At 72.8% G+C, this 23,181-nt stretch carries 18 protein-coding genes; 7 read left to right on the top strand and 11 right to left on the bottom strand.

The genetic code is table 11. The annotated features are described in order from the left end of the window. The first annotated feature begins 8 nt into the window (after positions 1-8). Positions 9-992, top strand: coding sequence for a porphobilinogen synthase (gene hemB / locus ACZ6PY_RS12050; protein ID WP_466071484.1), 984 nt, complete (start codon positions 9-11; stop codon positions 990-992). Here hemB and ACZ6PY_RS12045 read toward each other — a convergent pair. Continuing rightward, positions 986-1,486 carry a hypothetical protein gene (locus tag ACZ6PY_RS12045; RefSeq protein WP_466071483.1) on the bottom strand — a complete coding sequence of 167 codons (501 nt, stop codon included), beginning with the start codon at positions 1,484-1,486 and terminating at the stop codon, positions 986-988. The genes hemB and ACZ6PY_RS12045 overlap by 7 nt on opposite strands. 509 nt (positions 1,487-1,995) lie before the next feature. Here ACZ6PY_RS12045 and ACZ6PY_RS12040 point away from each other — a divergent pair. After that, entirely contained in the window at positions 1,996-2,568 is a 573-nt protein-coding gene (locus ACZ6PY_RS12040; RefSeq protein ID WP_466071481.1) for a helix-turn-helix transcriptional regulator, read from the top strand. 32 nt (positions 2,569-2,600) lie between these two features. Here the strand turns inward: ACZ6PY_RS12040 and ACZ6PY_RS12035 are convergent, their stop codons facing one another. From ACZ6PY_RS12035 to ACZ6PY_RS12025, 3 genes are all read right to left on the bottom strand, one after another. Beyond that, positions 2,601-5,873, bottom strand: coding sequence for a lamin tail domain-containing protein (locus ACZ6PY_RS12035; RefSeq protein ID WP_466071479.1), 3,273 nt, complete (start codon positions 5,871-5,873; stop codon positions 2,601-2,603). Between the two features lie 94 nt (positions 5,874-5,967). Further along, positions 5,968-6,984: a GNAT family N-acetyltransferase gene (locus tag ACZ6PY_RS12030; protein ID WP_466072068.1), complete on the bottom strand. Its 1,017-nt coding sequence runs from the start codon at positions 6,982-6,984 to the stop codon at positions 5,968-5,970. Positions 6,985-7,056: 72 nt separating this feature from the next. Continuing rightward, positions 7,057-8,352: a lysozyme family protein gene (locus ACZ6PY_RS12025; protein WP_466071478.1), complete on the bottom strand. Its 1,296-nt coding sequence runs from the start codon at positions 8,350-8,352 to the stop codon at positions 7,057-7,059. A gap of 55 nt (positions 8,353-8,407) precedes the next feature. On the opposite strand from ACZ6PY_RS12025, the gene ACZ6PY_RS12020 reads away from it, so the two are divergent. Both ACZ6PY_RS12020 and ACZ6PY_RS12015 read left to right on the top strand, forming a co-directional pair. Then, complete coding sequence (locus ACZ6PY_RS12020; protein ID WP_466071476.1) at positions 8,408-8,629, top strand: FmdB family zinc ribbon protein; 222 nt, start codon at positions 8,408-8,410, stop codon at positions 8,627-8,629. 156 nt (positions 8,630-8,785) lie between these two features. Beyond that, positions 8,786-11,584 carry an ATP-binding protein gene (locus ACZ6PY_RS12015; protein ID WP_466071475.1) on the top strand — a complete coding sequence of 933 codons (2,799 nt, stop codon included), beginning with the start codon at positions 8,786-8,788 and terminating at the stop codon, positions 11,582-11,584. Between the two features lie 64 nt (positions 11,585-11,648). Here the strand turns inward: ACZ6PY_RS12015 and ACZ6PY_RS12010 are convergent, their stop codons facing one another. Then, positions 11,649-12,188, bottom strand: a complete 540-nt coding sequence (locus ACZ6PY_RS12010) for a phospholipase (RefSeq protein ID WP_466071473.1) — start codon at positions 12,186-12,188, stop codon at positions 11,649-11,651. Positions 12,189-12,363: 175 nt separating this feature from the next. On the opposite strand from ACZ6PY_RS12010, the gene ACZ6PY_RS12005 reads away from it, so the two are divergent. Both ACZ6PY_RS12005 and ACZ6PY_RS12000 read left to right on the top strand, forming a co-directional pair. After that, positions 12,364-13,053 carry a PadR family transcriptional regulator gene (locus ACZ6PY_RS12005; protein WP_466071472.1) on the top strand — a complete coding sequence of 230 codons (690 nt, stop codon included), beginning with the start codon at positions 12,364-12,366 and terminating at the stop codon, positions 13,051-13,053. Positions 13,054-13,217: 164 nt separating this feature from the next. Continuing rightward, positions 13,218-13,904, top strand: a complete 687-nt coding sequence (locus ACZ6PY_RS12000) for a class I SAM-dependent methyltransferase (protein WP_466071470.1) — start codon at positions 13,218-13,220, stop codon at positions 13,902-13,904. 53 nt (positions 13,905-13,957) lie between these two features. On the opposite strand, the gene ACZ6PY_RS11995 is transcribed toward ACZ6PY_RS12000, so the two are convergent. Next, positions 13,958-15,616, bottom strand: coding sequence for a glycoside hydrolase family 10-like protein (locus ACZ6PY_RS11995; RefSeq protein WP_466071468.1), 1,659 nt, complete (start codon positions 15,614-15,616; stop codon positions 13,958-13,960). A 305-nt stretch (positions 15,617-15,921) separates the two neighbouring features. Here ACZ6PY_RS11995 and ACZ6PY_RS11990 point away from each other — a divergent pair, with 305 nt between their 5' ends. Continuing rightward, entirely contained in the window at positions 15,922-17,415 is a 1,494-nt protein-coding gene (locus tag ACZ6PY_RS11990; protein WP_466071466.1) for an amino acid permease, read from the top strand. A 50-nt stretch (positions 17,416-17,465) separates the two neighbouring features. Here ACZ6PY_RS11990 and ACZ6PY_RS11985 read toward each other — a convergent pair whose 3' ends face one another. The 5 genes from ACZ6PY_RS11985 to arfA are packed head-to-tail and all read right to left on the bottom strand — an operon-like array spanning position 17,466 to position 23,161. Beyond that, complete coding sequence (locus ACZ6PY_RS11985; RefSeq protein ID WP_466071464.1) at positions 17,466-18,479, bottom strand: glycoside hydrolase family 43 protein; 1,014 nt, start codon at positions 18,477-18,479, stop codon at positions 17,466-17,468. Beyond that, positions 18,476-19,300 (bottom strand): carbohydrate ABC transporter permease, encoded by an 825-nt coding sequence (locus ACZ6PY_RS11980; protein ID WP_466071462.1) that lies wholly within the window; start codon positions 19,298-19,300, stop codon positions 18,476-18,478. Before ACZ6PY_RS11980 ends, ACZ6PY_RS11985 begins: the two co-directional genes overlap by 4 nt. A 10-nt stretch (positions 19,301-19,310) precedes the next feature. After that, positions 19,311-20,273 (bottom strand): carbohydrate ABC transporter permease, encoded by a 963-nt coding sequence (locus ACZ6PY_RS11975; protein ID WP_466071460.1) that lies wholly within the window; start codon positions 20,271-20,273, stop codon positions 19,311-19,313. A 6-nt stretch (positions 20,274-20,279) separates the two neighbouring features. After that, positions 20,280-21,611, bottom strand: coding sequence for an ABC transporter substrate-binding protein (locus ACZ6PY_RS11970; protein WP_466071459.1), 1,332 nt, complete (start codon positions 21,609-21,611; stop codon positions 20,280-20,282). 38 nt (positions 21,612-21,649) lie between these two features. Continuing rightward, positions 21,650-23,161, bottom strand: a complete 1,512-nt coding sequence (gene arfA, locus ACZ6PY_RS11965) for an arabinosylfuranosidase ArfA (RefSeq protein WP_466071457.1) — start codon at positions 23,159-23,161, stop codon at positions 21,650-21,652. Between the last annotated feature and the right edge of the window lie 20 nt (positions 23,162-23,181).

Here is a 23,181-nt window from a genome sequence, read left to right as displayed (position 1 = left end):
GGCCCCCCATGTCGTACCCCGAGATCCGGCCCCGCCGGCTGCGCCGCACCGCGGCCATGCGGCGGCTGGTCTCCGAGACCCGCGTCGACCCGGCCGAGCTGGTCGTGCCGATGTTCGTCAAGGAGGGGCTGACCGAGCCGCGGGCCGTGGCGTCGCTCCCGGGGGTGCTCCAGCACTCCCGGGACTCGCTGCGCAAGGCCGCCGTCGAGGCGGTCCAGGCCGGGGTCGGCGGGATCATGCTCTTCGGGGTGCCGGCGACGCGGGACGAGACCGGGTCGGGCGGCATCGACCCGGACGGCATCCTCAACGTGGCCATCCGGGACGTGATCGCCGAGGTCGGCGACGCCACCGTGGTGATGAGCGACCTCTGCCTGGACGAGTTCACCTCGCACGGGCACTGCGGCGTCCTCACCCCCGACGGCGACGTGGACAACGACGCCACCCTGGCGGCCTATGCCCGGATGGCGGTCGCCCAGGCCGACGCCGGGGTCCACGTGGTCGGGCCGTCCGGGATGATGGACGGCCAGGTCGGCGTGGTCCGCCGGGCCCTGGACGCCGCCGGGCACCAGGACGTCTCGGTGCTCGCGTACGCCGCCAAGTACGCCTCCGCCTTCTTCGGCCCGTTCCGGGACGCCGTCGAGTCGGCGCTCGAAGGCGACCGGCGCACCTACCAGCAGGACCCGGCGAACCTGCGGGAGTCGCTGCGCGAGGTCGAGCTGGACGTCGCCGAGGGCGCCGACATGGTCATGGTCAAGCCGGCCCTGCCGTACCTCGACGTGGTCTCGGCGGTCCGGTCCGCGGTCGACGTGCCGGTCGCCGCCTACCAGGTCTCCGGCGAGTACGCGATGGTCGAGGCGGCCGCCGCGAACGGCTGGATCGACCGCGAGCGGGTGATCCTGGAGACGCTCACCTCGATCCGCCGGGCGGGCGCGCAGATCATCCTCACCTACTGGGGCGTCGAGGCGGCCCAGCTCCTCCGCCAGCGCTACTGAACTCCGACCGTCACCACCCGGGCCAGCTCCGCGACGGAGTAGACCTTCCGGAGCGGGTCCGGTAGCTGCGCCCAGACCACACGCACGGTGGTGTCGTCGACCCAGGCGGCACCCCAGGTCCCGCCACCCGTCAGGCCGTAGGTCGGGCTGGCCGTCCCGAGCGGCTGGTCGGCCCGGAATTGCCCGGTAACGGCGTCCAGGATTGCCAGCCGGTAGTCGAGGTTCCGACCGTTCGGGCGGCGGCAGGGAACCGCGACCAGGGTGCCGTCCGGCGAGAGCCGGATCGAGAAGCCCGCCACGTCTGGGCCGTCCGTGCGCCGCACGCCGGGCATGAGGTCGGTGAGCTTGAGCCCGACCAACCGTCCGTCCGGCAGCGCCACTGTCTCCTGCCAACCGGCGGGGACCCGGTGCCGGAGCACCGCGCCGTCGCTGCGCAGCTCGTCCGTGGCGCCCGCGACCAGGCCGATCTCCGGGCCGGCCCGGTGCGGTCGCACGGTGCCGCCTCCGCCACTCAGCATCAGCCGCTGCGCCGGCGCCGGTGTCGGCCGCTGGACCGACCGACCGGGACTGGCATCCGAGCCCGACGGCCCGGCCGGGGCGGGACAGGCGGCTGCGCACGGTAACTCTGCGTTCCCTGCATCCGCGCCCCGCCCCTCACCCCGGCTCGCTTTGCTCTGCAGCCGTCGGCGCAGCGGCAACTCTGCGTGTCCGGTGCGCGGATGGCTGCAGAGCAAAGCGGGGTGGAAGGGGGTGGGCCACCACGACGAACGCGCCTGCCTCGTCCGGATTGCGAGCGTTTCGGAGTCCGCGCGGCTCGGGCCGGGCCGAGGACATCGTGCATTCGGTGACGCTCCGCTACCCTCACGCTCAGTCCTGGTTTCCGGCCCCGGGGCAGGGCTGCGGGCGATGGCCGGCAGACGCGGCCTGTCCACAGCCACCGTGGTTGTCCACAGCCGGACCGGTCGGGGTTGCCGATTTCCGGGCGAGGGAAGAGCGTGGCCGCATGAGCGCCCCCGCCAACCCTGACGAGCCGGCGGTCACGACCGATGAACCTGTCGAGCCGCCCACGATGCTCACGGACCCCTTCGACATCCCGTGGCCCGCCGCTGGGATCGTTCGGGCGATCCGCCGCCGGGCCGACGTCAGCCAGCGGGAGCTCGCCCGCGTTGCCCAGGTCCATTCGTCGACCATCGGGCGAATCGAGGCCGGCACGCTGACCCCGAGCATCGCCATGCTGCGTCGGATCATCGGCGTGGCCGGGTTCCGTCTCGCCGTGGTCGACGAATTCGGCCGGGTGCTTGCCCCGATGCGGGACCGCGACGACCTGCGAGACGGCGCCGAACGCCGATATCCGTCCCACCTGGATGTGATCGCCGACCCGGAGCCGGGGGAGTGGTGGGCCGACCTCTACGGGCTGGCCCGCCCACCGGAGACCTTCTACCGGGATCGGGCATACCGCGACGCTCTCCGTCGGCGCAGTCAATGGGAAGTGCGCGTGGCCAAGTACCGGGGTGTGCCGCCGCCGCGCGATCCGCAGCGGTGCGGATACCGCAACGGCCCGCCGCCCGGCTGGTGAGCCGGGCGACGGGCCGCTTCGCGGTACGACCGTCAGTCGTCGTTGCGGATGGTGCCGATGCCGGTCACGTCGGCGAGCCGGAGGCCCGGCACGCCCGCCACGTACAGCTTGAGCTGCTCGTCCGCCTCGCGCTTCCGGTCACCGCGGACGGTCACCGGGAAGGTCAGCGACGTCTGGCCGGCGGCCAGGGTCTTGCAGCCCACGTACGGGTCGTAGTCCGACCCGGCCTGCGCCGTGGTGCCGTAGGTCGTGGCGCAGATCAGGGCCGGCGCGGAGAGCGGGCGGGAGACGGTCATCGTGAACGTCATGGTGCTGTCGCCCTTGTCGCCCTCGGCCACCGCCGCGTCGGAGACGCGCAGCGACGCGCGGGAGCGGAACCGGGCCACCTGCGGGTCGTGGTCGCTGGCACCCCGGTCGCCCAGGCCCTCGGCGTCGGTGGGGTAGTCGGCGTTGATGTGGGCCGTGCGGACCTGGACCAGATCCTCGTGCAGCGGGTCGTTGACGAAGAGGTTGTCCAGCGTCTGGGCCTGCCCGTCGAAGGTGTACGAGTACGCCGCCGCCGGCACGTCCGCCACCAGGTCGTCCCAGAGGTTGTGCAGGCCGGCCTGGTACAGCGGGGCGAGTTGGTCCGACGGCGTCGGGTTCGCCCCCGTGGCGATCGGGTCGTCCGGGCGCGGGAAGACGTTCAGGTCGCCGCCGTAGATCACCCGCGCGTTCGGGTCGGCCGCCTCGACGGCCTGCACCAGCGCCGCGCCGTACGCCGCCTGCTCCCGCCGCTGCCCGACCCGGCTGTCCGGGCCGGACGAGAAGTGGTTGGTGGCCGCCCAGAGCGTGAAGTGCTCCGCCGAGCCGGGCGCCGCCGCCACGGTGAACCTGGCCAGCTGGACGGCCCGGGTGTAGACGTTGTTGCCGTCCACCCCGGTCGAGCGGTCGACGTCGGCCGGCAGCACGGCGTTGAACCCCTTCGGGTTCTGCACGTCGGCGTTCGACGGCAGGGCCGCCGAGCGGTACTGCACGGTCGGCGCCGAGCCCAGCAGCGGGTCGGTCGCGCTCGCCTGGGCGAGCGTCAGCCGGTCGGTGCGGTAGAGGAACGCCGAGGCGATGCCCCGGGCGTCCGCGCCCGTCCGGTCGTACGCCGCCGCGTAGGCGGGGCCGCCGTTGGCCGCGATGGCCAGCGCCAACTCCTGGACGGTGTCCGGCGCGCCGTCGGCGTTGTTCGTGTCGCCGCAGACCAGCTTGCCGTCGGCCACCGTGCAGATGTCCTGGTCCTCGGCCTCCTGCACGAGCACCAGGTCCGGGCTGTGCAGCGCGCCGGTGATCTGCCGCGCCTGCACGCCCAGCTTCTCGGTGTAGGCGGCCTCGCTGGCCGGCACGTAGTCGAACGGCGGGTTCACGCCGGTGCAGCCCGGGTTGCCGGTGAAGTCGCAGCCGTCGAACGGGTCGTCCCGGTAGTCGTACAGGTTCTCCACGTTGTAGGTGGCGACCGCGACCTCGCTGCCCCGGTCGGCCGGGCGCGGCGGGTTGTTCTCCGCCGGGTCCGCGCCGCCGGTCAGCGTGAGCTGCTCGGGCTGCACGCTGTACTTGCTGAACGCGTACGAGATGGCGCCGTAGGCGTCCTCGGTCAGCGTGTCGTAGGTGCGCGCCTCGGGCAGCAGCGCCGTCGAGTCCCCGGCGGTCGCCTTCACGCCGCCGGCGCCCAGCAGGATCCGCTGGTTGTTGCCGTTGTCGAAGAGCGTGCCCGGGATGTCGTCGAGCGGGTGCGCGTCCCGGAACACCCGGCGGGCGTACGGGTCGGACCGCTTCATGATCGGGTCCTCGCGGTCCAGCACGTAGATCTCAGAATCCAGGCTGGACGCGAAGATGTGCCGCGGGGCGGAGACCCCGCTGTCGGAACGGACCCGCATCCGCTCGCCCTCGTGCCGCTCCCAGAACAGTCCGGCGGCGGCCGCGTCGGCCGGCGGCCGGGCGTCGTCCACCCGGACGGCGGTGTCCACGTCCAGGCCGGAGTCGAGCTTGCGCACCAGGGAGGCGCTGGAGAGCTGGGTCTGGTTGAAGTACTCGGAGACCCGGCCGCGCAGCACCACCTCGTCGCCGACGGTCGGGGCGTAGCCGCCGATCAGCGTGGTGAACGAGCCCATGAAGACGAAGATGCCGTCCGAGGTGAGCGCGTCACCGTCCTCGGTGCCGGTGCGGCTCTGCAGGTAGAAGCCCCACTGGTCGGCCCCGGCGGAGGTGCGGGTCAGCGACTTCTGGGTGATGACGCCGCGGACGTCGTACAGCATCGAGCTGGTGCCGTTGCCGCTGGCCGGGGCGAGCGGCGACCGGTCGGTGCGGCCGTCCTCGTCGTCGCCGGTGCGGCCCTGCACCTCGCCGACCGACAGCACGGTGGTGGCCTGCACGGTCAGCGTGCAGGTCGCGGTGCCGCCCTCGGCGTCCGTCAAGGTCACGGTGACCGAGTAGGCGCCGGCCGGCAGGCCGGTGGCGGTCAAGGTGGCGGTGGCCGTGCCGCCGGTCGCGGTGGCCGGCGTGAACGCGGTACGGCTGATCGAGCCGCTCGCCGGCGCCGGGTCGACAGCGGTGACCGCGAGGTCGGTAACGGTGTCGTCGGCGTCGGTGGCGGTGACCTGGCGGGTGGCCGTGGCACCCGCCTCCAGGGTCAGCGTGCCGCCGCACGTCAGCGTCGGCGCCTGGTCGACCGGGCCGCCGTCGTCGATGCGGTGGCTGCCCAACCCGTCGAAGGTGTCGGTGGCGAAGCCCTCCCACTGCACGGCCGGGTCGAACGCGTTCGACGGGTCGGTGTCGCCGGCGCTCACCGAGGGGAGCCGGCGCAGCGTGTTGTCGGCGGTGCTGGTGAGCCCGGTGCCCCACTCGCTGCCCGGGTCGACGCCGACCTGGCCGATCGAGTCGACCACCGCCGTGCCCCTGCGCAGCACGATCGCGTCGTCGCCGTTGTAGAGCGAGCCGCCGTAGGTCTGGTCGGCCTGGGCGAGGATCGCCGGCGCGGCCGTCGAGGCGGCGAAGACGAAGACGTCACCGGCGGCGACCGTGCCGGTCAGCGGCACGTTTGTCGACGTGGTGGCGCCGTTGAAGAAGAGCTGGAGCTGGTAGCCGGCGGCGGCCAGGTCGATCGGCGCGCCGGTGCCGTTGTAGAGCTCGACGGCCTTGTTGTTGGACAGGCCCTCGACGTACTCGGAGATGAACAGGTCGGTGGGCGCGGCGCTGGCCGCTGGGGGTGCGATCCCGATGGCCGTGACGGAGACGGCGGCGGTGGTCGCGAGCGCGGCTAAGGTGCGGCGCGGGCGCATGGAGCCTCCACGATGGGTGGACAGGAACTAACGCACGTTAAGGGCCGTTCCGGTCCGCCGTCCATCCCCCGGGCAGCCGTTTGATGAATATCCGTCAGCGCTGGCTGTCGAGCCGGTGCACCAGCTCGGCCACATCCACGCTGTATTCGCACCAGTCCCGGTCGGGCCGGTAGCCCAGCTCCGCGTTGACCTTCAGCATCGCCTCGTTGGCCTGCGCGTTCCAGGTCTGCACCTCGGCCAGCTCCGGCTCGGCGGAACGCAGCTCCAGCAGCATCCGGGCCTTGATGGCGCGGTCGATGCCGTAGCCCCGGTGGTCGCGGACCACGATGGTGTCGTACTGGTCGGCGCGGGTGGGGTGCTGCGCCGGCACCACCACCTCGGTGAGCCCGGCCACCTCGCCGGTCTGCTCGTGCAGGGCCAGCACGATGTACGGCTTCATGCCCCGCCGGTGCAGCGTGTCGAGGCTGTCCCGCAGCCGCTGGGGGTCGTAGGAGCTGGGTCGCAGCTCGCCGTCGTCCACGTCGCGCACCTCGGCCTTGGCCCGCGCGTACGCCTCGATGAGGTCGTCCGGGGGCCCGCCCGGGCAGAACTCGACGTGGTAACCGGCGCCCACCTCGGTGGCCATCTCGGCCAGCACCGGCCACTCGACCGCGCCCAGGTCGAGCACGCTGCGGGTCTCGACGTATTCCCTGGTGAAGCCGAGCGCCTCGTAGAACGCCACGGCCGGGGTGTCGCCGACCACCTCCACGCCGATCGACTGGAAGCCCTCGTCCCAGACCCGGCGGGCGGCCACCCGCACCAGCTCACGGCCGAGCCCGGTGCGCCGCAGCGCCGGGTGCACCAGCACCTCCAGCACGCCGATGCCGCCGAGCAGCAGCACGTGCACGTGGCCCAGGATCGCCCCCGGCGTGCCGTCGGGCGCCGGATCGGCCTGGTAGACCCAGGAGATCCGTCGCTCACCGGGCATCACCTCGGAGAGGTATTCCCGCATGGAACTCTCCCGCCAGGGCGGATCCTGCGGCAGGTCGGTCGCCAGGACCGCGTTCAGCGTGTCCAGGAGCGACGCGATCTCAGCGGACGACGCGGTCCGAGGGTCCCACTCGCGCACCATCACCCGTCTAGCTTGCCGTCATCGGCAGCCCGGGGGAAGGGTCCAGTCCGCGAATGTATGCGACCGGTCACGTCACGTACCGCTCAGCCGTCCGTACTCGTCGGCCTTGTCGAAGACGTCCTGGGCGTAGCGGCGCACATCGTTGTAGGAGAGGATCGCGCCCCACCAGTCGCCCGGAATGGTCATGTTCCGGCCGCCCTTGCAGAGGTAGCGGCCGGCGGCCAGGGCCGCGTCGTCGATGTCGTGCGGGTTCTTGAGGCCGTCGTTGTCGGCGTCCGCGCCGATCTCCTGCCAGGTGCTCGGGATGAACTGCATGGGGCCGAGCGCCTTGTCGTAGACCGGGTCGTGGTCGAGCTGCCCCTGGTCGGTGTCGAGGATCCGGGAGCGGCCGCCCTGCCCGTCGAGCGGTGCGCCGACGATCTCCGGCGCGGCCACCCCGTCGGGCCGGAGCGTGGCCTTGTTGGCCGCGCCGTGGCGGGACTCGACGTAGCCGATCGCGGCCAGCGTGGTCCAGCTCAGCTGGCAGCTGCGGTTGGTCTGGGCGAGGACCAGCTCGGCGTAGCCGTAGGCCTGCACGGCGACCGGCGGGATCGCGGTGGTGGCGCTGACCTGCTGGGCCCAGGCGGCCAGCGCGTCGGCGGGGCGGCCGGGGGCCGGAGCCACCGGCCCGGTCGGTGTGCCACCGGGGACGGCCGTGCCGGTCGGGCCGACGGTGCCGGGCAGCCCGGTCGCGCCGGGGCCCACCGGCACACCGGTCGCCCCGGGCACCACACCCGCCTGCGGTACGCCCTGGACCGGGGCGTTGGTGGTGGCGTCGACGGCCACCGGCTGCGGCTTGCGGACCGCCGCGGGCACCAGCACCGCGCCGGCCGTGGCGGTGGCCGCGACCAGGGCGAGCAGGAAGAGGCCGGGCAGGGTCGTGCGCCCGCTGGGACGGCGCGACCAGGCGCGGGTGGCCCGGGCCGCGCCGACCGCGAGCTGCCGGGGCGGTGGTATCCGGACCGCGTGCGCGAACGGCACCCGCCGCCGGCGGCCGGCCGCCGGCTTGTCCGCCGGGGCGGCCTCCCCACCGGCCGGCGCCGCCTTCGCCTCGGTCGGGGTCGTCTCCGCCTCGGCCGGCTCCGTCCTCGCCTCGGCCTGGGTCGCCTTCGGGTCGGCCGGCTCCGTCCTCGCTTCGGCCGGCGTCGCCTTCGGGTCGGCCGGCTCCGTCTTCAGGGTTGCCGGCTCCGTCTTCGGGTCGGCTTCGGGGCCGCCGGCCCGGGCGGATGTCGCGTCGCGGCGGGGGCGGGGGACGGGGCCGGCGCCGCCGTCGGGGGGCGCGGCCGGTCGCAGGGGCCGAACCGTCGATCGCTGCTCGCCGTCCGCCACCCGTCGAGTATCACCCATGACCGCCGCGGCGTCAGGTCCGCCGTACCCTGGTGGCATGCCCCGCTACGAGTTCCGCTGCCGCACCTGCGGCGACACCTTCGAGGTCAACCGCCCGATGGCCGACGCCGCTCAGCCGGCCTCCTGCCCGCAGGGACACGCCGACACGGTGAAGCTGCTCTCCGCCGTCGCGGTCACCGGCCGGGGCGGGTCCGGTCCGGTCGGCGGGGCGTCCGCCCCGGCCGGCGGCGGCTGCTGCGGTGGTGCCTGCGGCTGCTGACCGGCCGCCCATCCTCGGCCCGCTGGTCGGCCCGGCTTGCCGCCCGTGTGATCCTTTGGCACCTTGGGTCGGAATCTGCCCGGCCGTTCTCACGATGCGTGACCGCGTGACCATAGGGCAGCATGAGACCGACGTCACGGGGCGGAGGTTCCACGCATGTCGCCACGGATCCACCTCCCGAGCGGCTGGGTGACCTTCGTCTTCACCGACATCGAGGGCTCCACGCGACTGGCCCAGCTGCTCGGTCCGGGCTACCGCCCGGTTCTGCGGGAACACCGCCGGTTGCTGCGCCACACGCTGGCCGGCACCGACGGGGCTGAGCTGCTGACCGAGGGCGACTCGTTCTTCCTCGCCTTCCCGGACGCGGGCGCGGCGGTGCACGCCTGCCTCACCGCGCAGCGCGCGCTGGCCGACCACGAGTGGCCCACTCCGGAGGCCGCGCCCCGGGTCCGGATGGGGCTGCACACCGGTTACGCCGAACCCCGCGACGGCGAGTACGCCAGCCCCGAGGTGCACCGGGCCGCCCGGGTGGCCGCCGCCGCCCACGGTGGACAGGTGCTCTGCTCGGCGGCGACCGCCCGGCACGCCGACCCGCTGCCCGACGGGGCGTCCCTTCTGGACCTCGGGCTGCACCGGCTGCGTGGCTTCGACGACCGGGAACGGCTGTTCCAGCTCGTCGCGCCCGGCCTGGAGCGGAGTTTCCCACGGCCGCGCACCGCCGACGCGGTGGCGCACAACCTGCCCACCCAGGTCACCTCGTTCGTGGGCCGGCAGGCGGAGCGGGCCGAGCTGCGGCGGCTGGTCGAGACGTACCGGCTGGTGACCGTGCTGGGGGCGGGCGGGGCGGGGAAGACCCGGCTGGCCGTCGAGCTGGCCTCCGGGGTGGTCGAGGCGTACCCGGACGGGGTGTGGTTCGTCGACGTCGCCGCGGTGACCGACCCGGGGCTGGTGGCGTTCGAGATCGCCGCCGTGCTCGGGCTCCGCCCGGAGCCCGGCCGGCCCATGGTGGACACCCTGGTCGAGTACGCGGCGGCCCGGCGGATGCTGGTCGTGCTGGACACCTGCGACGCCCAGCCGGCCGCCTCGGCCGAGGCGATCTCCCGGCTGCTGGCCGGTGGGCGGGGCGTGCGGGTGCTGGCGACGAGCCGCGAGTCGTTCGGCGTACCCGGTGAGGTGGTGTGGCGGATCCCGCCGCTGTCGGTGGACCCGGGCCCGGACGGCGGGGCGAGCGACGCCGTGGCCCTGCTGCTGGACCGCACCGCGGCGGCCCGGGGTGGCCGGGCGCCGGAGCCCGCCGAGCAGGCCGACCTGCGCCGGGTGGTCCGCCGGCTGGACGGGCTTCCGCTCGCCATCGAGCTGGCCGCCGCGCGGCTGCGGGTGCTGTCGGCCGGGCAGCTCGCCGAGCGCCTGGACGACATGCTGGGCACGCTGGACGCCGGGCGGGAGGAGCTGGACCCGCCCGTGGTGGAGGCCGGCTGGACGGGCAACCAGCAGGACACCGTCGACCTGGTGGCGGCGGCGACCGGGGCCGCTCCGGCGACGCCGGCCAGCCGCGCGGTGCAGCGCTCGGCGAACGAGCGGCACCTGACCATGCAGGCCACGGTCACGTGGTCGTACCGGACGTTGGGGGCGCGCTCGGCGCGGCTGCTGCGGTGGATGGCCGTCTTCGCCGGCCCGGTGGACCTGCCGACCGTGCAGTGGCTGCTCGACGAGGACCCGCTGGACCCGCTGTCGGTGCTCGTGGACAAGTCGATGGTGCTGGCCGAGCCGCGCGCCGCGGGCAGCACCTACCGGATGCTGGACCCGATCCGGGCGTACGCGGCCCGGCGGCTGATCGAGGCCGGCGAGGAGCAGACCGCCCGGGACCGGCACGTCGCCTGGTCGCGGCACGCCCTGGAGCGCGCCCACCTGGGCCCGGACGGCCGCCCGGTCACCCTCTCCCTGTACGCGCTCGACCCGCTCGCCGGTGAGCTGCGGGCCGCGCTGCGCTGGTGCGCCACCGGTGGCAGCGCCCGGTCCGGGCTGCGGCTGGCCGGCGGGCTGGACCAGTGGTGGCGGGAGCGGGGGCTGGCCCGGGAGGGGCGGCTCTGGCTGTTCCGGCTGTACGGCCGGATCGCCGAGACCGGTGAGTCGATCCCGGAGGCGGAGCTGGCGGCGGCGTACCACATGCACTCGTTGCACGCCGGGGCGGACGGCGAGTTCGCCGAGGAGCTGCGCTACTCGCAGCGGGCCGAGGCGGCCGCCCGGCAGGCCGGCGACCTGGGTCTGCTCGCCCGGGTGCTGGCGGGAAGGGCCGCGCCGCTTGTCGACATGGGCCAGTTCGTCGAGGCCGAACGGGTCTGCCGGGAGGTCGTCGACTGGGCGTACGCCCAGGACGTGGTCTCCGACGCGCTGCTCGCCGTCTACAACCTCGCCGAGCTGTTGTGGCGCCGGGGCGCGCTGGACGAGGCGGCCGAGGTGCTCGGCGCGGCCCGCCCGGTGGAGGCGGCCCGCCCGGTCGAGCGGGGTCGCCGTTCGGTGGACATGCTGCTCGGCCTGGTCGCGCTGGCCCGGGGTGACCTGGTCGCCGCGCACGAGCATCTGCTGGTGGCGCTCCGCTCCCGGATGAACCACGGCTACCTGGGCCGGGCCTGCGACACGTTGAACGCGATAGCGGTGCGCTGCGCGGTGGGCGGCGAGCCGGTGACGGCGGCCCGGCTGTTCGGCGCGGCCCAGGCCACCCGGGCGAGCCTGCGGGCCACCCCGGGGATCCACGGACCCTACTGGCTGGCCCGGCAGGCGGACCTGCGGCGCTCCCTCGGTGACGCCGCGTTCGACGCCGCCTGGGCCAGCGGCGCCGCGCTCCGCCTGGAGGAGGCTGCCGCCCTGGCCCTCGACCTGGAACACCCGGACCTGACCACCCCGCACAGCCCCCGCTTCACGACTCCCGCGCCGCGGCGCTCCACCGCGAGTTGACCGGGAGGTTCGCGTCGCGGTCGGGCTCCGTCGGCGACGCGAACCTCCCGGTCGGCGGGGCGGGTCAGTGCCGGGCGGCCGCGCGTTCGGCGTCGGCCTTCATCCGCGCGGCGCGGTCCAGGTCGGACTGTTGGACGGCGGCGACCGAGCCGAAGACGCTCACCGCCTGGTAGTAGGTCCAGGCCAGGCTGTAGCAGGCCGGCCGCACCACGGTGTTGTAGGTGGCGCAGACCCGCTTCAGGTCGGCGTAGAAGGCGCTGTCGAGCCGGGACTTGTTGGCCGGGAAGATGCCCATGGCCTTGTGGTTGCGGTAGCCGAAGTCGTGCCGGTAGCAGGAGAGGCTGAAGGTGAAGCCGAGCGGGTTGTCCGGGCTGGACGAGCAGTAGTCGGTCGACCAGTCGAAGGCGTACTCGGTCCAGGGGGCCCGGTTCACCCGGGCGGAGTTCCAGGCGGTGTAGCTGCTGGCGCTGGTCTGGGTCCAGCTGGAGAGCACCGCGAGCTTCTGCTCGCGGCTCACCGCGGCGGCGGCGGGGGTTGCCGCGCCGATGGCGGTGAGCAGGGCGATCGTGCCGGCGGCGAGCAGGGTGGTGAGACGTCGGGACACGGTTACCTCCCCGGGGTGTGGGGGCCATATGTCGACGATTGTCGATCAATGGCGGAACCGTGGGCGATGCCTCGGGCGACGTGTTGGTGACATGCGTCGAAACAGACGAATGCCTTGCGCGCGGGCTCGCCGGTCGTATACTCGCCTACGAGTAATCGGTTACGAGGAGGCAGCGGTGCCGAAGCGACGCCCGGTCGGGAACCTGCTGGCCCTCGCCGTGCTCGCGGCGCTGGTCGAGCGGCCCCGCCACCCCTACGAGATCGCCGCCGTGCTGCGCGCCCGCGGCAAGGACCAGGACATGCCGATCAAGTGGGGCTCGCTCTACACGGTGGTGGCGAACCTGGAGCGGCACGGCCTGATCGCCGCGGTGGAGAGCGGCCGGCAGGGGCGGCGTCCGGAGCGCACCGTCTACCGGATCACCGAGGCGGGGCGCGCGGAACTCGTCGACTGGACCCGGGAGCTGGTCGCCGTCCCGGAGCGGGAACAGCCCCGGTTCGAGGCCGGCCTGTCGGTGCTGGGCGTCCTCGGGCCCGACGAGGCCCTGAAGCTGCTGCGGCAGCGCCTCGACCGGCTGGAGGGCCAACTCGCCGCGCAGCGGGCGGCGCTGGCCGGGCACGCCCGCGAGGTGCCCCGGATCTTCCTCATCGAGGCCGAGTACGACCTGGCCGTCCGGGAGGCCGAGGCGACCTGGGTGCGCGGCCTGCTCGACGAACTGACCACCGGCGCGCTGCCGGGGCTGGCCGAGTGGCGGGCCTGGCACGAGACCGGCGCGGTGCCGCCCGAGTGGGCGGACCTGGCGGACCGGGGGACCGAGCCGCACGGAAACCCGGCGGACCTGGCGGAGAGGGGGGCCGAGCCGCACTGAGAGTGGACCCCGGCGGGGGTGCGGGAACACCGCCGCCGGGGCCCTGACCTGCGAACCGAGACCGCGGGAACGGCAACCCGGCCGCAAGGTGGCAACCGCAACGATAACCGGGCTCCCGTCCCCGGGTCGGTTCGTGCCCGCACGACCCGAGACCGGAGGAAGAGATGAGCACGAAGGACCTGCGCGCGCCCAAGCGCAAGCTGCTGCCCGAGATGGAGGGGCGGACCGCCCGCTGGTACGCGCGAAACCGCGGCTCCGCCGCGCAACTGGCCGAGTACCGGCGGCAGGCCGCCCGGCTGGCCGAGGGGCTGCCCGCCGGGGCGGCGGTGCTGGAGGTGGCGCCCGGCCCCGGCTACCTGGCGATCGAGCTGGCCCGGCTGGGGGCCTACCGGATCACCGGGCTGGACGTCAGCCACACGTTCGTGGAGCTGGCCGGGGAGTCGGCCCGGCGCGCCGGGGTCGAGGTGACCTTCCGCCAGGGCGACGTGCACGAGCTGCCGTTCCCGGCGGGCTCGTTCGACCTGGTGGTCTGCCAGGCCGCGTTCAAGAACTTCGTCCGCCCGGTGCGGGCGCTGGACGAGCTGCACCGGGTGCTCCGGCCGGGCGGCCGGGCGGTGATCCACGACCTGTCCGCCGACGCCTCGCCGGCGGACATCGAGCGGGAGGTGGCCCGGATGGGGCTGAGCGGGCTGGACGCCTTCTGGACCCGCTCGGCCCTGCGGATGCTGCGGCGGCGGGCGGTCACCGCCGACGCCTTCGCCCGGCTCGCCGCGGAGAGCGCCTTCGGCGGCGCCGAGGTGGACCGGGACGGGCTGATCGGGCTGGAGGTGCGGCTGCACAAGGCCGCCTGAGGACGGCGGGACGCCCGGGGCGCGAGGCCCCGGGCGTCCCCTGTCGTGACGGGTCAGCGCACGAAGCGCGGCGGGCTCGCCGCGCTCTCGTTCCAGACCCGGTCCAGCGCGGTCACGTAGTAGGTGTAGCGCGCGCCGGGCGCCGCCGTGGTGTCCACCCAGGACTGCACGTCGCCGTCCGCCCGGACGGTGGCGACCAGGTGGGACGCGTCGGCGAAGTCGCAGCGGCCGGCCAGGCCGACGCCGTCGAACCGGTAGATCGCGTAGCTGGTGGCCGTGCCGAACGGGCCCTTGCCGTCGGCCGGCTGCCGCCAGCTCAGCCGCACCCCGTCGGCCCGCCGCTCGGCGCCGGTCACGACCGGGAAGAGCAGCGGCTTGGCCGGGAGCTGCGACATGGTCGGCACCAGCGCCGGGCGGGAGTAGTGCTCGGCCGCGTAGATGTCGGTGGCGCCGAGCCGGTTGGCCCGCACCTGGACCGCGGAGAAGTGCACGTTGCCGAGCACCTCCGGGTACGACCGGTTGAGCGTCAGGTGGTTCGACAGCTCCTGCGGGTTCATCCAGAACGAGCCGTACGCCGGGTCACCGCTCTTGTAGTCGGCCTGTCCGATGTAGAGCTGGACGTCGGTGCCGCGCACGGTCTCCGCCCACCACGGCACGAGCCGGGCGTAGTCGGCCGCCGGGTACTGGCCGATGTACCAGTAGAGCTGCGGCACGATGTAGTCGATCCACTCCTCCTTGACCCACTTGCGGGTGTCGGCGGAGATGATGTCGTACGACTGCGAGCCGGTGGTGTCCGAGCCGTTCGGGTCGGCCGACTTGTTGCGCCAGATGCCGAACGGGCTGACGCCGAACTTCACCCAGGGCTTGACCGCCTTGATCTTGGCGTTCATCTCCTGGATCAGCAGGTTGATGTTGTCGCGCCGCCAGTCGGCCCGGTCCGTGAAGCCCCGGTTGTACTCGGCGAAGGTGGCGTCGTCCGGGTACTGGTACGTGCCGCTCGGGTAGGGGTAGAAGTAGTCGTCGAAGTGCACGCCGTCGATGTCGTACCGCTTGACGGCGTCCATCATCGCGGTCTGCACGAACTCGCGGACCGCCGGGATGCCGGGGTTGTAGTAGAGCCGGCTGCCGGCGACCCCGGCCGGCGGGTAGGCGAACACCCAGTCCGGGTGCTGGCGCACCGGGTGGTTCGGGGCGAGCTTCGAGATGTCGGCGCCCGCGCCGCCGGGGGCCGGCATGGAGACCCGATACGGGTTCATCCAGGCGTGGAACTCCAGGTTGCGCTTGTGCGACTCCTCGACGAGGAAGGCCAGCGGGTCCCAGCCCGGGTTCTGGCCGCGGACCCCGGTCAGGTACTCCGACCAGGGCTCGACCTCCGAGGGCCAGAAGGCGTCGGCGGTCGGGCGGACCTGGACCACGACGGCGTTGTGGTGGAGCTTCTGGGCCAGGTCGAGCCAGGCAAGGTATTCGGCCTTCTGCTTGGCGACCTGGTCCGGGGCGGTCCAGGAGTCCTTGCTGGGCCAGTCGATGTTCGTCACCGAGGCGATCCACATGGCCCGGAACTGCCGCTTCGGGACGGCCGGGTCGGTGACGCAGGTGGTGGCGGTGGAATCGGTCGCCGTGGTGCTCTCCGCGGCGCTCGCGGGGGTGCCGGCGACGAGCGCGCCGAGCAGCGCCAGGGCCAGCCCGGCGGCTCCGAGCCGAGTTGCCTTCATGCGGTGCGGTCCCTTCGTTGGGGCTCACGGGGGCGTGTCGGGTGGCGGGGGACGGGCGGCGCATCCGGCAAGATTCGCCGCACTGTATCCGTCCCCGGTAGAAAACTTTCATCAATCCGGATGCGGCGCAAGACCTCCGGACGGATCGATGCGCAGGTGGGGCCGAACGTCCGAGGGTGAGCCGGGCCACAGCCCGGTCCGTGACCCGTCCGACACCTCCCGTACCGGATTAGCCGGCGAAGGGCCTGGGTAGCTTGCCCGGTCACGGACCGCCACCGTGGTGGTCGCACGGTGGGAGGTGGTCAATGTCCGTCCTGCGGACCAAACCGATCCGGGACGTGCTCGCCCAGGGTGAGGCCGACGGCGAGGACGGCCGGCCGGGACTGCGCCGTCGACTCGGCGCGATCGACCTCATGGGCTTCGGGATCGGCATCGTCATCGGCACCGGCATCTTCACGCTGACCGGCATCGAGGCGAAGAACCACGCCGGCCCCGGCGTGGTGATCTCGTTCGCGATCGCCGGCGCGGTCGCGCTGCTCGCCGCCCTCTGCTACGCCGAGTTGGCGTCCAGCGTGCCGACGGCCGGCAGCGCCTACACCTACGCGTACGCGACCATGGGCGAGATCGTCGCCTGGATCATCGGCTGGGACCTGCTGCTGGAGTTCGCGCTCGGCTCGGCGGTGGTGGCCCGCGGCTGGTCCGGCTACCTGGCCGAACTCTTCGACCTGCCCAGCGCCTGGTTCGCCGAGGAGGGCAGCGTGGTCAACCTCGGCGCGATCGCCATCGTGCTGATCCTCGGCGCGATCGGCATCGTCGGCATCCGCGAGTCCGCCCGGGTGACCAACCTGCTGGTCCTGGTCAAGGTCGCCATCTGCGTGTTCATCGTGGTCGCCGGAGCGTTCTTCGTGAAGGCCGCCAACCTCAGCCCGTTCATCCCGACCACCGAGCCGGCCGGGGGCGGCGAGGACGGCATCCGGCAACCGGTCACCCAGGCCGTCTTCGGGCTGGAACCGTCGATCTTCGGCTTCGCCGGGGTGCTGACCGCCGCCGCGGTGGTGTTCTTCGCGTACACCGGGTTCGAGGCCGTGGCGAACCTCGGTGAGGAGACCCGCAAGCCGCGCCGGGACCTGCCGCTGGGCCTGCTCGGCACGCTGGGCATCTCCACCGTGCTGTACATCGGCGTCTCGCTGGTGCTGGTCGGCATGGTCCGCTACACCGACATCGACGAGGGCGCCCCGATCGCCTCGGCCTTCGAGGCGGTCGGCGCCGGCTGGGCCGCCGTCCTCGTCTCCATCGCCGCCGTCGCCGGCCTGACCAGCGTGATCCTGGTCGACCTGGTGGCCATGGGCCGGATCGGCTTCGCCATCGGCCGGGACGGGCTGATCCCGCCGTCCATCGCCAAGGTCCACCCGCGCTGGGGCACCCCGTACCGGATCTCGGCGATCATGACGGTCGGCGTGGCCCTGCTCGCCGGCTTCCTGCCGCTCTCCGCGCTGGCCGACCTGGTCAGCATCGGCGCGCTCTGCGCGTTCGTGCTGGTCTCGATCGCGGTGCCGATCCTGCGCCGGCGACGCCCGGAGCTGGAGCGTCCGTTCAAGGTGCCGTTCTCGCCGGTGCTGCCGATCGTGTCCGCCCTGGCCTGCCTCTACCTCATGTTGAACCTGTCGGTGGAAACCTGGCTGCGGTTCCTCGCCTGGATGCTGCTCGGCGGGCTCATCTACTTCGGCTACGGCCACCGGAAGAACCGGCTGGCCCGGCGCGAGGCGGCCACGGACGAACCGGCGCCGGCCGCCCACTGACCTGGTGCAAGGAGGGCCCCTTCGGTGGCGAAGGGGCCCTCGCCGTGCGCTCAGGGGCGGGGCTGAGGCTCCGCCGTCGGACCCTTCACCACCGGCCGGCCGTCGGTCCAGACCACCTCGTCGAGCCAGACCTGCCGGCCCGGGTCGGTGCTGCCCTCCTGGCCGGGCGGCCAGGCGTGGTACAGCAGCCAGGTGCGGCCGTCCTTCTCGACCATCGACGCGTGCCCCGGGCCGGAGGCGACCGCGTTCGACCTCAGGATCGGGTTCTCGGCGGCCTTCACGCACGGCCCGGTGGGGCCCTCGCAGACCGCGTAGCCCTCGGCGTAGGTGTCCCGGTCGTAGGCGTTGGCCGCGAAGAAGAGCAGCAGCTTCCCGTCGTGCCGGTGGAAGAACGGCCCCTCGATCAGCGTGCCCTCCCAGGGCTCGGTCTGCTTGAGCAGCTTCGTCGGGGCGCCGACCAGCCGCAGCCCGTCCGGCGAGAGGCGCTGCGACCAGAGCCAGGTGTCCACCCCGATGGCGTTGCCGTCGTTCTTCCAGAGCAGCCAGAGGCTCCCGTCCGTGTCGCGGTACGGGCTCGCGTCGATCGAGCCGCCCAGTTCCGCCTGGCAGACCAGCGGCCCCGCCGCGTCGTCCCGGTACGGCCCGAGCGGCGTGGCCGCCACCGCCCGGCCGAGGCACTGCCGGCCGGAGGCCCGGTCGGCCACCGTGTAGTAGAGGACGAACCGGTCCGCGGCGAGCGATATGACCTCCGGCGCCCAGGTCTTCCCGGCGTCGGCCCAGGCCGGCAGCTCCGGCAGGGCGTCACCCGCCTCGGTCCACCCGACCAGGTCGGGCGAGGTGAGCACCGGGACGTTCCGGCCGCCCGAGTTGGTGTGGAACAGGTACCAGGTGTCGCCGACCCGGATCGCCTGCGGGTCGGGGGCGTCGGTCCGGATGACCGGGTTGGTGTACACGTGGGCGCCCTCCGGCGTACTCGACGGGGTTTCTCCGCTGCCGCAACCGGCGACGAGCAGCGCGGCGGCCAGGGCCGCCGCGCCGCGTCGCCGGGTCCGCCGGACGGTCATCCCTTCAGACCGCTGCGCGACACGCCCTGGATGATGTGCCGCTGGGCGAGCACGAAGAGGATCAGAACCGGCACGCTGGCCAGCACCGCCCCCGCCATGATCACCGGGTAGTCGGTCACGTAGGCGCCCTGGAGCAGGCCCAGGCCGGCCGGCAGGGTCAGCCGCTCCGGGCTGAACAGCACGTAGACCGGCCACAGGAAGTCGTTCCAGTTGGTCAGGAACGACAACACCGCGAGGGTGGCCAGCGCCGGCTTCGACAGCGGCAGCAACACCTGGGAGAAGACCTGCCAGTGGTTCGCCCCGTCCAGCACCGCCGCCTCCTCCAGCTCGGCCGGGATGGAGAGGAAGAACTGGCGCAGGAAGAAGACCCCGAACGCGCTCGCCGCGCCCGGCACGACGATCACCGTCAGGGTGTCGATCCAGCCCAGCTGGTCGGCGATCACGAAGTTCGGGATGATCAACGAGGTGGGCGGCAGGAACAGCGTCCCGACGATCAGCGCGAAGCTCACCTTCCGGCCCCGGAACCGCAGCCGGGCCAGGGCGTACGCGGCCATCGACGCGGTGACCAGCACCAGCAGCGTGTGCAGGCTGGCCGCCAGCATGCTGTTGAGGAACCAGCGCAGCACCGGGTTGGCGGTGTTGTTGAGGATCGCGTCGAAGCCGTACGTGGAGAACGGGTGCGGCAGCCAGCTCGGCGGGTCCTGCTGCGCGTCCTCGTACGTCTTCAGCGAGGTGAGGAGCATCCAGACCAGCGGGGTCACGAACACCGCGGTGATCAGGAGCAGCGCGCCGTAGCGCACCACCCGACGCACGTTCGTCATGGTCGTCCCCTCAGTCTTCCCGGTAGCGGAACAGCCGGAAGTTGACGATGCTGACCACCGCCAGCAGCAGCGCGAAGAGCACGCTCATGGCGGACGCCTGGCCGACGTCGTAGTTGCGCAGCCCCTCGTCGACGATCCGCCAGACCACCGTCCGGGTCTGCTCGCCCGGCGCGCCCTGGGTGATCAGGAAGGACTGCCCGAAGACGTTCGCCGAGGCGAGGATCGTCGTGGTGAGCACGAAGAGCAGCACCGGACGCAGCCCGGGAAGGGTGACGTGGCGGAACCGGTCCCAGGCGGTCGCGCCGTCGACCCGCGCCGCCTCGTACAGCTCGGCCGGGATGTCCTGGAGCCCGGCCAGGTAGATCACCGCGTTGAAGCCGCAGGTCCACCAGACCGTCACGCCGACCAGGGAGACCCAGGCCCAGGGCACGTCGGTCACCCAGGGGGTGTCCGCGGGCAGCCCGACCGCGCCGAGCAACCGGTTGACCAGGCCGAGGTTCGCGTCCAGCAGGAAGCGCCAGAGCAGGCCGATCACCGCGACGCCGAGCACGTACGGGGCGAAGAAGGCGGCCCGGAAGAACGTCCGGCCGGGGAACTTCTCGTTCAGCAGCAGTGCCAGGCCCAGCGGGACGACCACCAGCAGCGGCACCGACAGCACGGTGAAGATCGCGGTCGCCCGGACGCTGGCCCACCAGTCCGCGTAGTCGGCCGAGTCGCTGGAGAACAGGTCGCGGTAGTTCTCCAGCCCGATGAACGGCCGGTTCGGCAGCTGGAGGTCCCACTGGTGCAGGCTGATCCAGATCCCGAACAGGATCGGCGCCAGCCCGAAGACCAGGAAGAGAACCAGATACGGCGCGAGGAAGAGGTAGGGCGTCGCCCGGTGCCCCCGCTCCGTCGCGCCCCGGCGGCGGTTGCGGCCCGCCGGGGGCGGCGCGTCACCACGCGCCGCCCCGACCTCGATCACGTCCGCCACAGCGGATCAGCTCCCGTACTTCTTGCGGTTGTCCTCGAGCTGCTTGTTCGCCTTGGCCACGCCGTCGTCCAGCGCCTGCTTCGGCGACTTCTTGCCGAGCGCGGCCTCGTTGAACGAGTTGTAGAAGGTGGTCATGACCTCACCGAGGCCCGGCGAGGCCGGCGGGAAGGCCGCGTACTCCAGCTCCGGCGCGAGCGCGCTGATCTCCGGCAGGGCCTTGAACTCGGCGCCCTCCCGGACCTCCTTGCGGGCCGGGATCTGGCCACCCTTGGCCCAGTCGAGCGAGTGCTGGCTGAGCCAGTTGATGAAGACCTTCGCCCCGGAGACCTTGTTGTTCTCGGCGCTGCGCTGCTTGACGATCGTGAAGTTGTGCGAGTTCGCCCAGGTGGCCTTCTGGCTGCCGATCTGCGGCAACGGGGCGACGCCCCACTGCACCTGGGGGCTCTTCTTCAGGTCGTTGATCTGCCAGATGCCGTTGAAGTTGAAGGCGTTCTTGCCGCTCTTCAGCGCCAGGTAGTCGGCGTCCTGGCCGACGTTGGCGGGGGAGAAGCCCTGCTTGATCATGTCGACCAGCCAGGTGCACGCCTCGACGGCCGGGTCCGAGTTGAAGGTCGCCTTCGCCACCTCGCCGTCGAACAGCGTCCCACCCCACTGGTGCAGCAGGCTGTAGAAGGTCATGCCGCCGGTGAACTGGAACGGGCTGACCCAGAAGCCCTGCACGCCGGACTTCTTCAGCTCGGTCAGCGCCGCCGTGTACTCGTCCCGGGTCGCCGGCGGCTTGTTCGGGTCGAGGCCGGCCTTCTGCATCACGGCCTTGTTGTAGTAGAAGCCCATCGGGTGCATGTCCAGCGGGATGCCGTACCGCTTGTCGTGGTAGATGCCGCCCTTCCACACCGTCGGGGCGAAGTCGCCCTCGCTCAGCTCCAGGGCCTTGGCCACGTCGTCCAGCTCGGTGATCACGCCGCGGGCCGCGAAGGTGGCCAGCTGGTCCATGTGCATGACCGCGATGTCCGGACCGTTGCCGCTGGTGACCGCGCCGGGCAGCTTGCTGTAGTAGTCCTGCCACTCGTAGGTGATCACGCTGACCGCGATGTTCTGGTGCTCGCTGTTGAACTGCTCGACCAGCTTCTTGAAGATGTCGCCGTCGCCGCCGGTGAAGCCGTTCCAGAGCTTCAGGTCGACCTTCGGGCCGGTGTAGTCCTTGCCGCCGTTGCCGGCCGCGGTGGACCCCTTGGTGCTGCTGCCGCCGCCGCAGCCGGCCAGCGTCAGCGTCGCCGCCGCGCCGAGCCCGACGCCGAGGCCGAGCAGCCGGCGCCGGCTCATCTCGTTCTGGATCATGCTTACTCCTTGGGGGGACGGGTTGAAGTATTGCCTGGTCACGACTGGGACGCGAAGCGCAGCAGGTTCCAGGAGCAGGCGGGCAGCGCCACGGAGCACCGGCCGCCGTCGAGGGTGGGGGTGGTGGCCTCCCGAGGCGTGACCAGGTCGGGCTCCGCCTCGGTGTTCGCGGCGGCCGGGTCGGCGCCGGCCGCGAGGGTGACGTGTTCCACGGCGCGCAGGCCGGGCAGCCCGCGCAGGTCCAGGTCGAGCGGGAGCTCGTTCGGGCCGCGGTTGACCGCGAAGACCGCCAGCTCGCCGGTCTCCTCGTCGTGCACGGCGACGGTGTCCAGCACCGGCACCTCGCCGTACCGCTTCGTCTCGTACGTCGGGCCGACCGGCTCGGTGCGCAGCACCGTGCCCCGGGCGTGCCGGGCGGTCAGGGCGAACGGGTGGAAGATGCTCTGCCGCCAGGCCGGCCCGCCGTTGCGGGTGCGGATCGGGGCGATGACGTTGGCGAGCTGCGCCTGGCAGGCCACCCCGACCCGGTCGGCGTGCCGGAGCAGGGTGATCAGCAGGTCGCCGACCACCACGGCGTCGACCGCCGTGAAGTCGTCCTCGATGAGGGCCGGCGCCTCGACCCAGCCGCGCCGGTCCAGGTCGGCCTGGAGGCGGGACTGGTACCAGACGTTCCACTCGTCGAAGGAGATCTTCAGCTTGCGCTTCTGCCGCTGCTTGGCGGCCACGTGGTCGGCCGTGGCGACCACCTCGCGGATGAAGCTGTCCATGTCCACGGCCGAGGCCAGGATGCTGGCCCGGTCGCCGTCGGACGGGTCGTAGTAGGTGTGGGCCGAGATGTAGTCGACGTGCTCGTAGGTGTGCTCCAGCACGGTCGCCTCCCAGGAGGCGAAGGTCGGCATCCCCCGGTTGGAGCTGCCGCAGGCGACCAGGCTGATCGAGGGGTCGATCATCTTCATGGCGCGGGCGGTCTCGGCAGCGAGCCGGCCGTACTCGTCGGCGGTCTTGTGGCCGACCTGCCACGGCCCGTCCATCTCGTTGCCGAGGCACCAGAGCCGGACCCCGTACGGGTTCTCGGCGCCGTGCTTGCGGCGCAGGTCGGACAGCTGGGTGCCGCCCGGGTGGTTGGTGTACTCCAGCAGGTCGCAGGCCTCCTGGACGCCGCGGGTGCCGAGGTTGACGGCCATCATGGGCTCGACGCCGGCCTCGGCCGCCCAGGTCATGAACTCGTCCAGGCCGAACGCGTTGGTCTCGATGGTCTTCCAGGCCAGGTCGAGCCGGCGCGGACGGTCCCCGACCGGGCCCACGCCGTCCTCCCAGCGGTAGCTGGAGACGAAGTTGCCGCCCGGGTAGCGGACCACCGAGACGCCCAGCTCGCGGGTCAGCTCCAGCACGTCGCGCCGGAAGCCGCGCGGATCGGCGGTGGGGTGGCCGGGTTCGTAGACACCGCCGTAGACGCAGCGCCCCATGTGCTCGACGAACGAACCGAAGAGGCGACGGTCGGCCGCGCCGATGGTGAAGGTCGGGTCGATCGTGAGCTGCGCGTTCGGCACTGGTGCCACCCTTTCCTCGG

It is taken from the genome of Micromonospora sp. NPDC048907 (assembly GCF_055586885.1).
The sequence above is the reverse complement of the archived record's forward strand: the minus strand, read 5'-3'. Positions and strand labels throughout refer to the sequence as shown.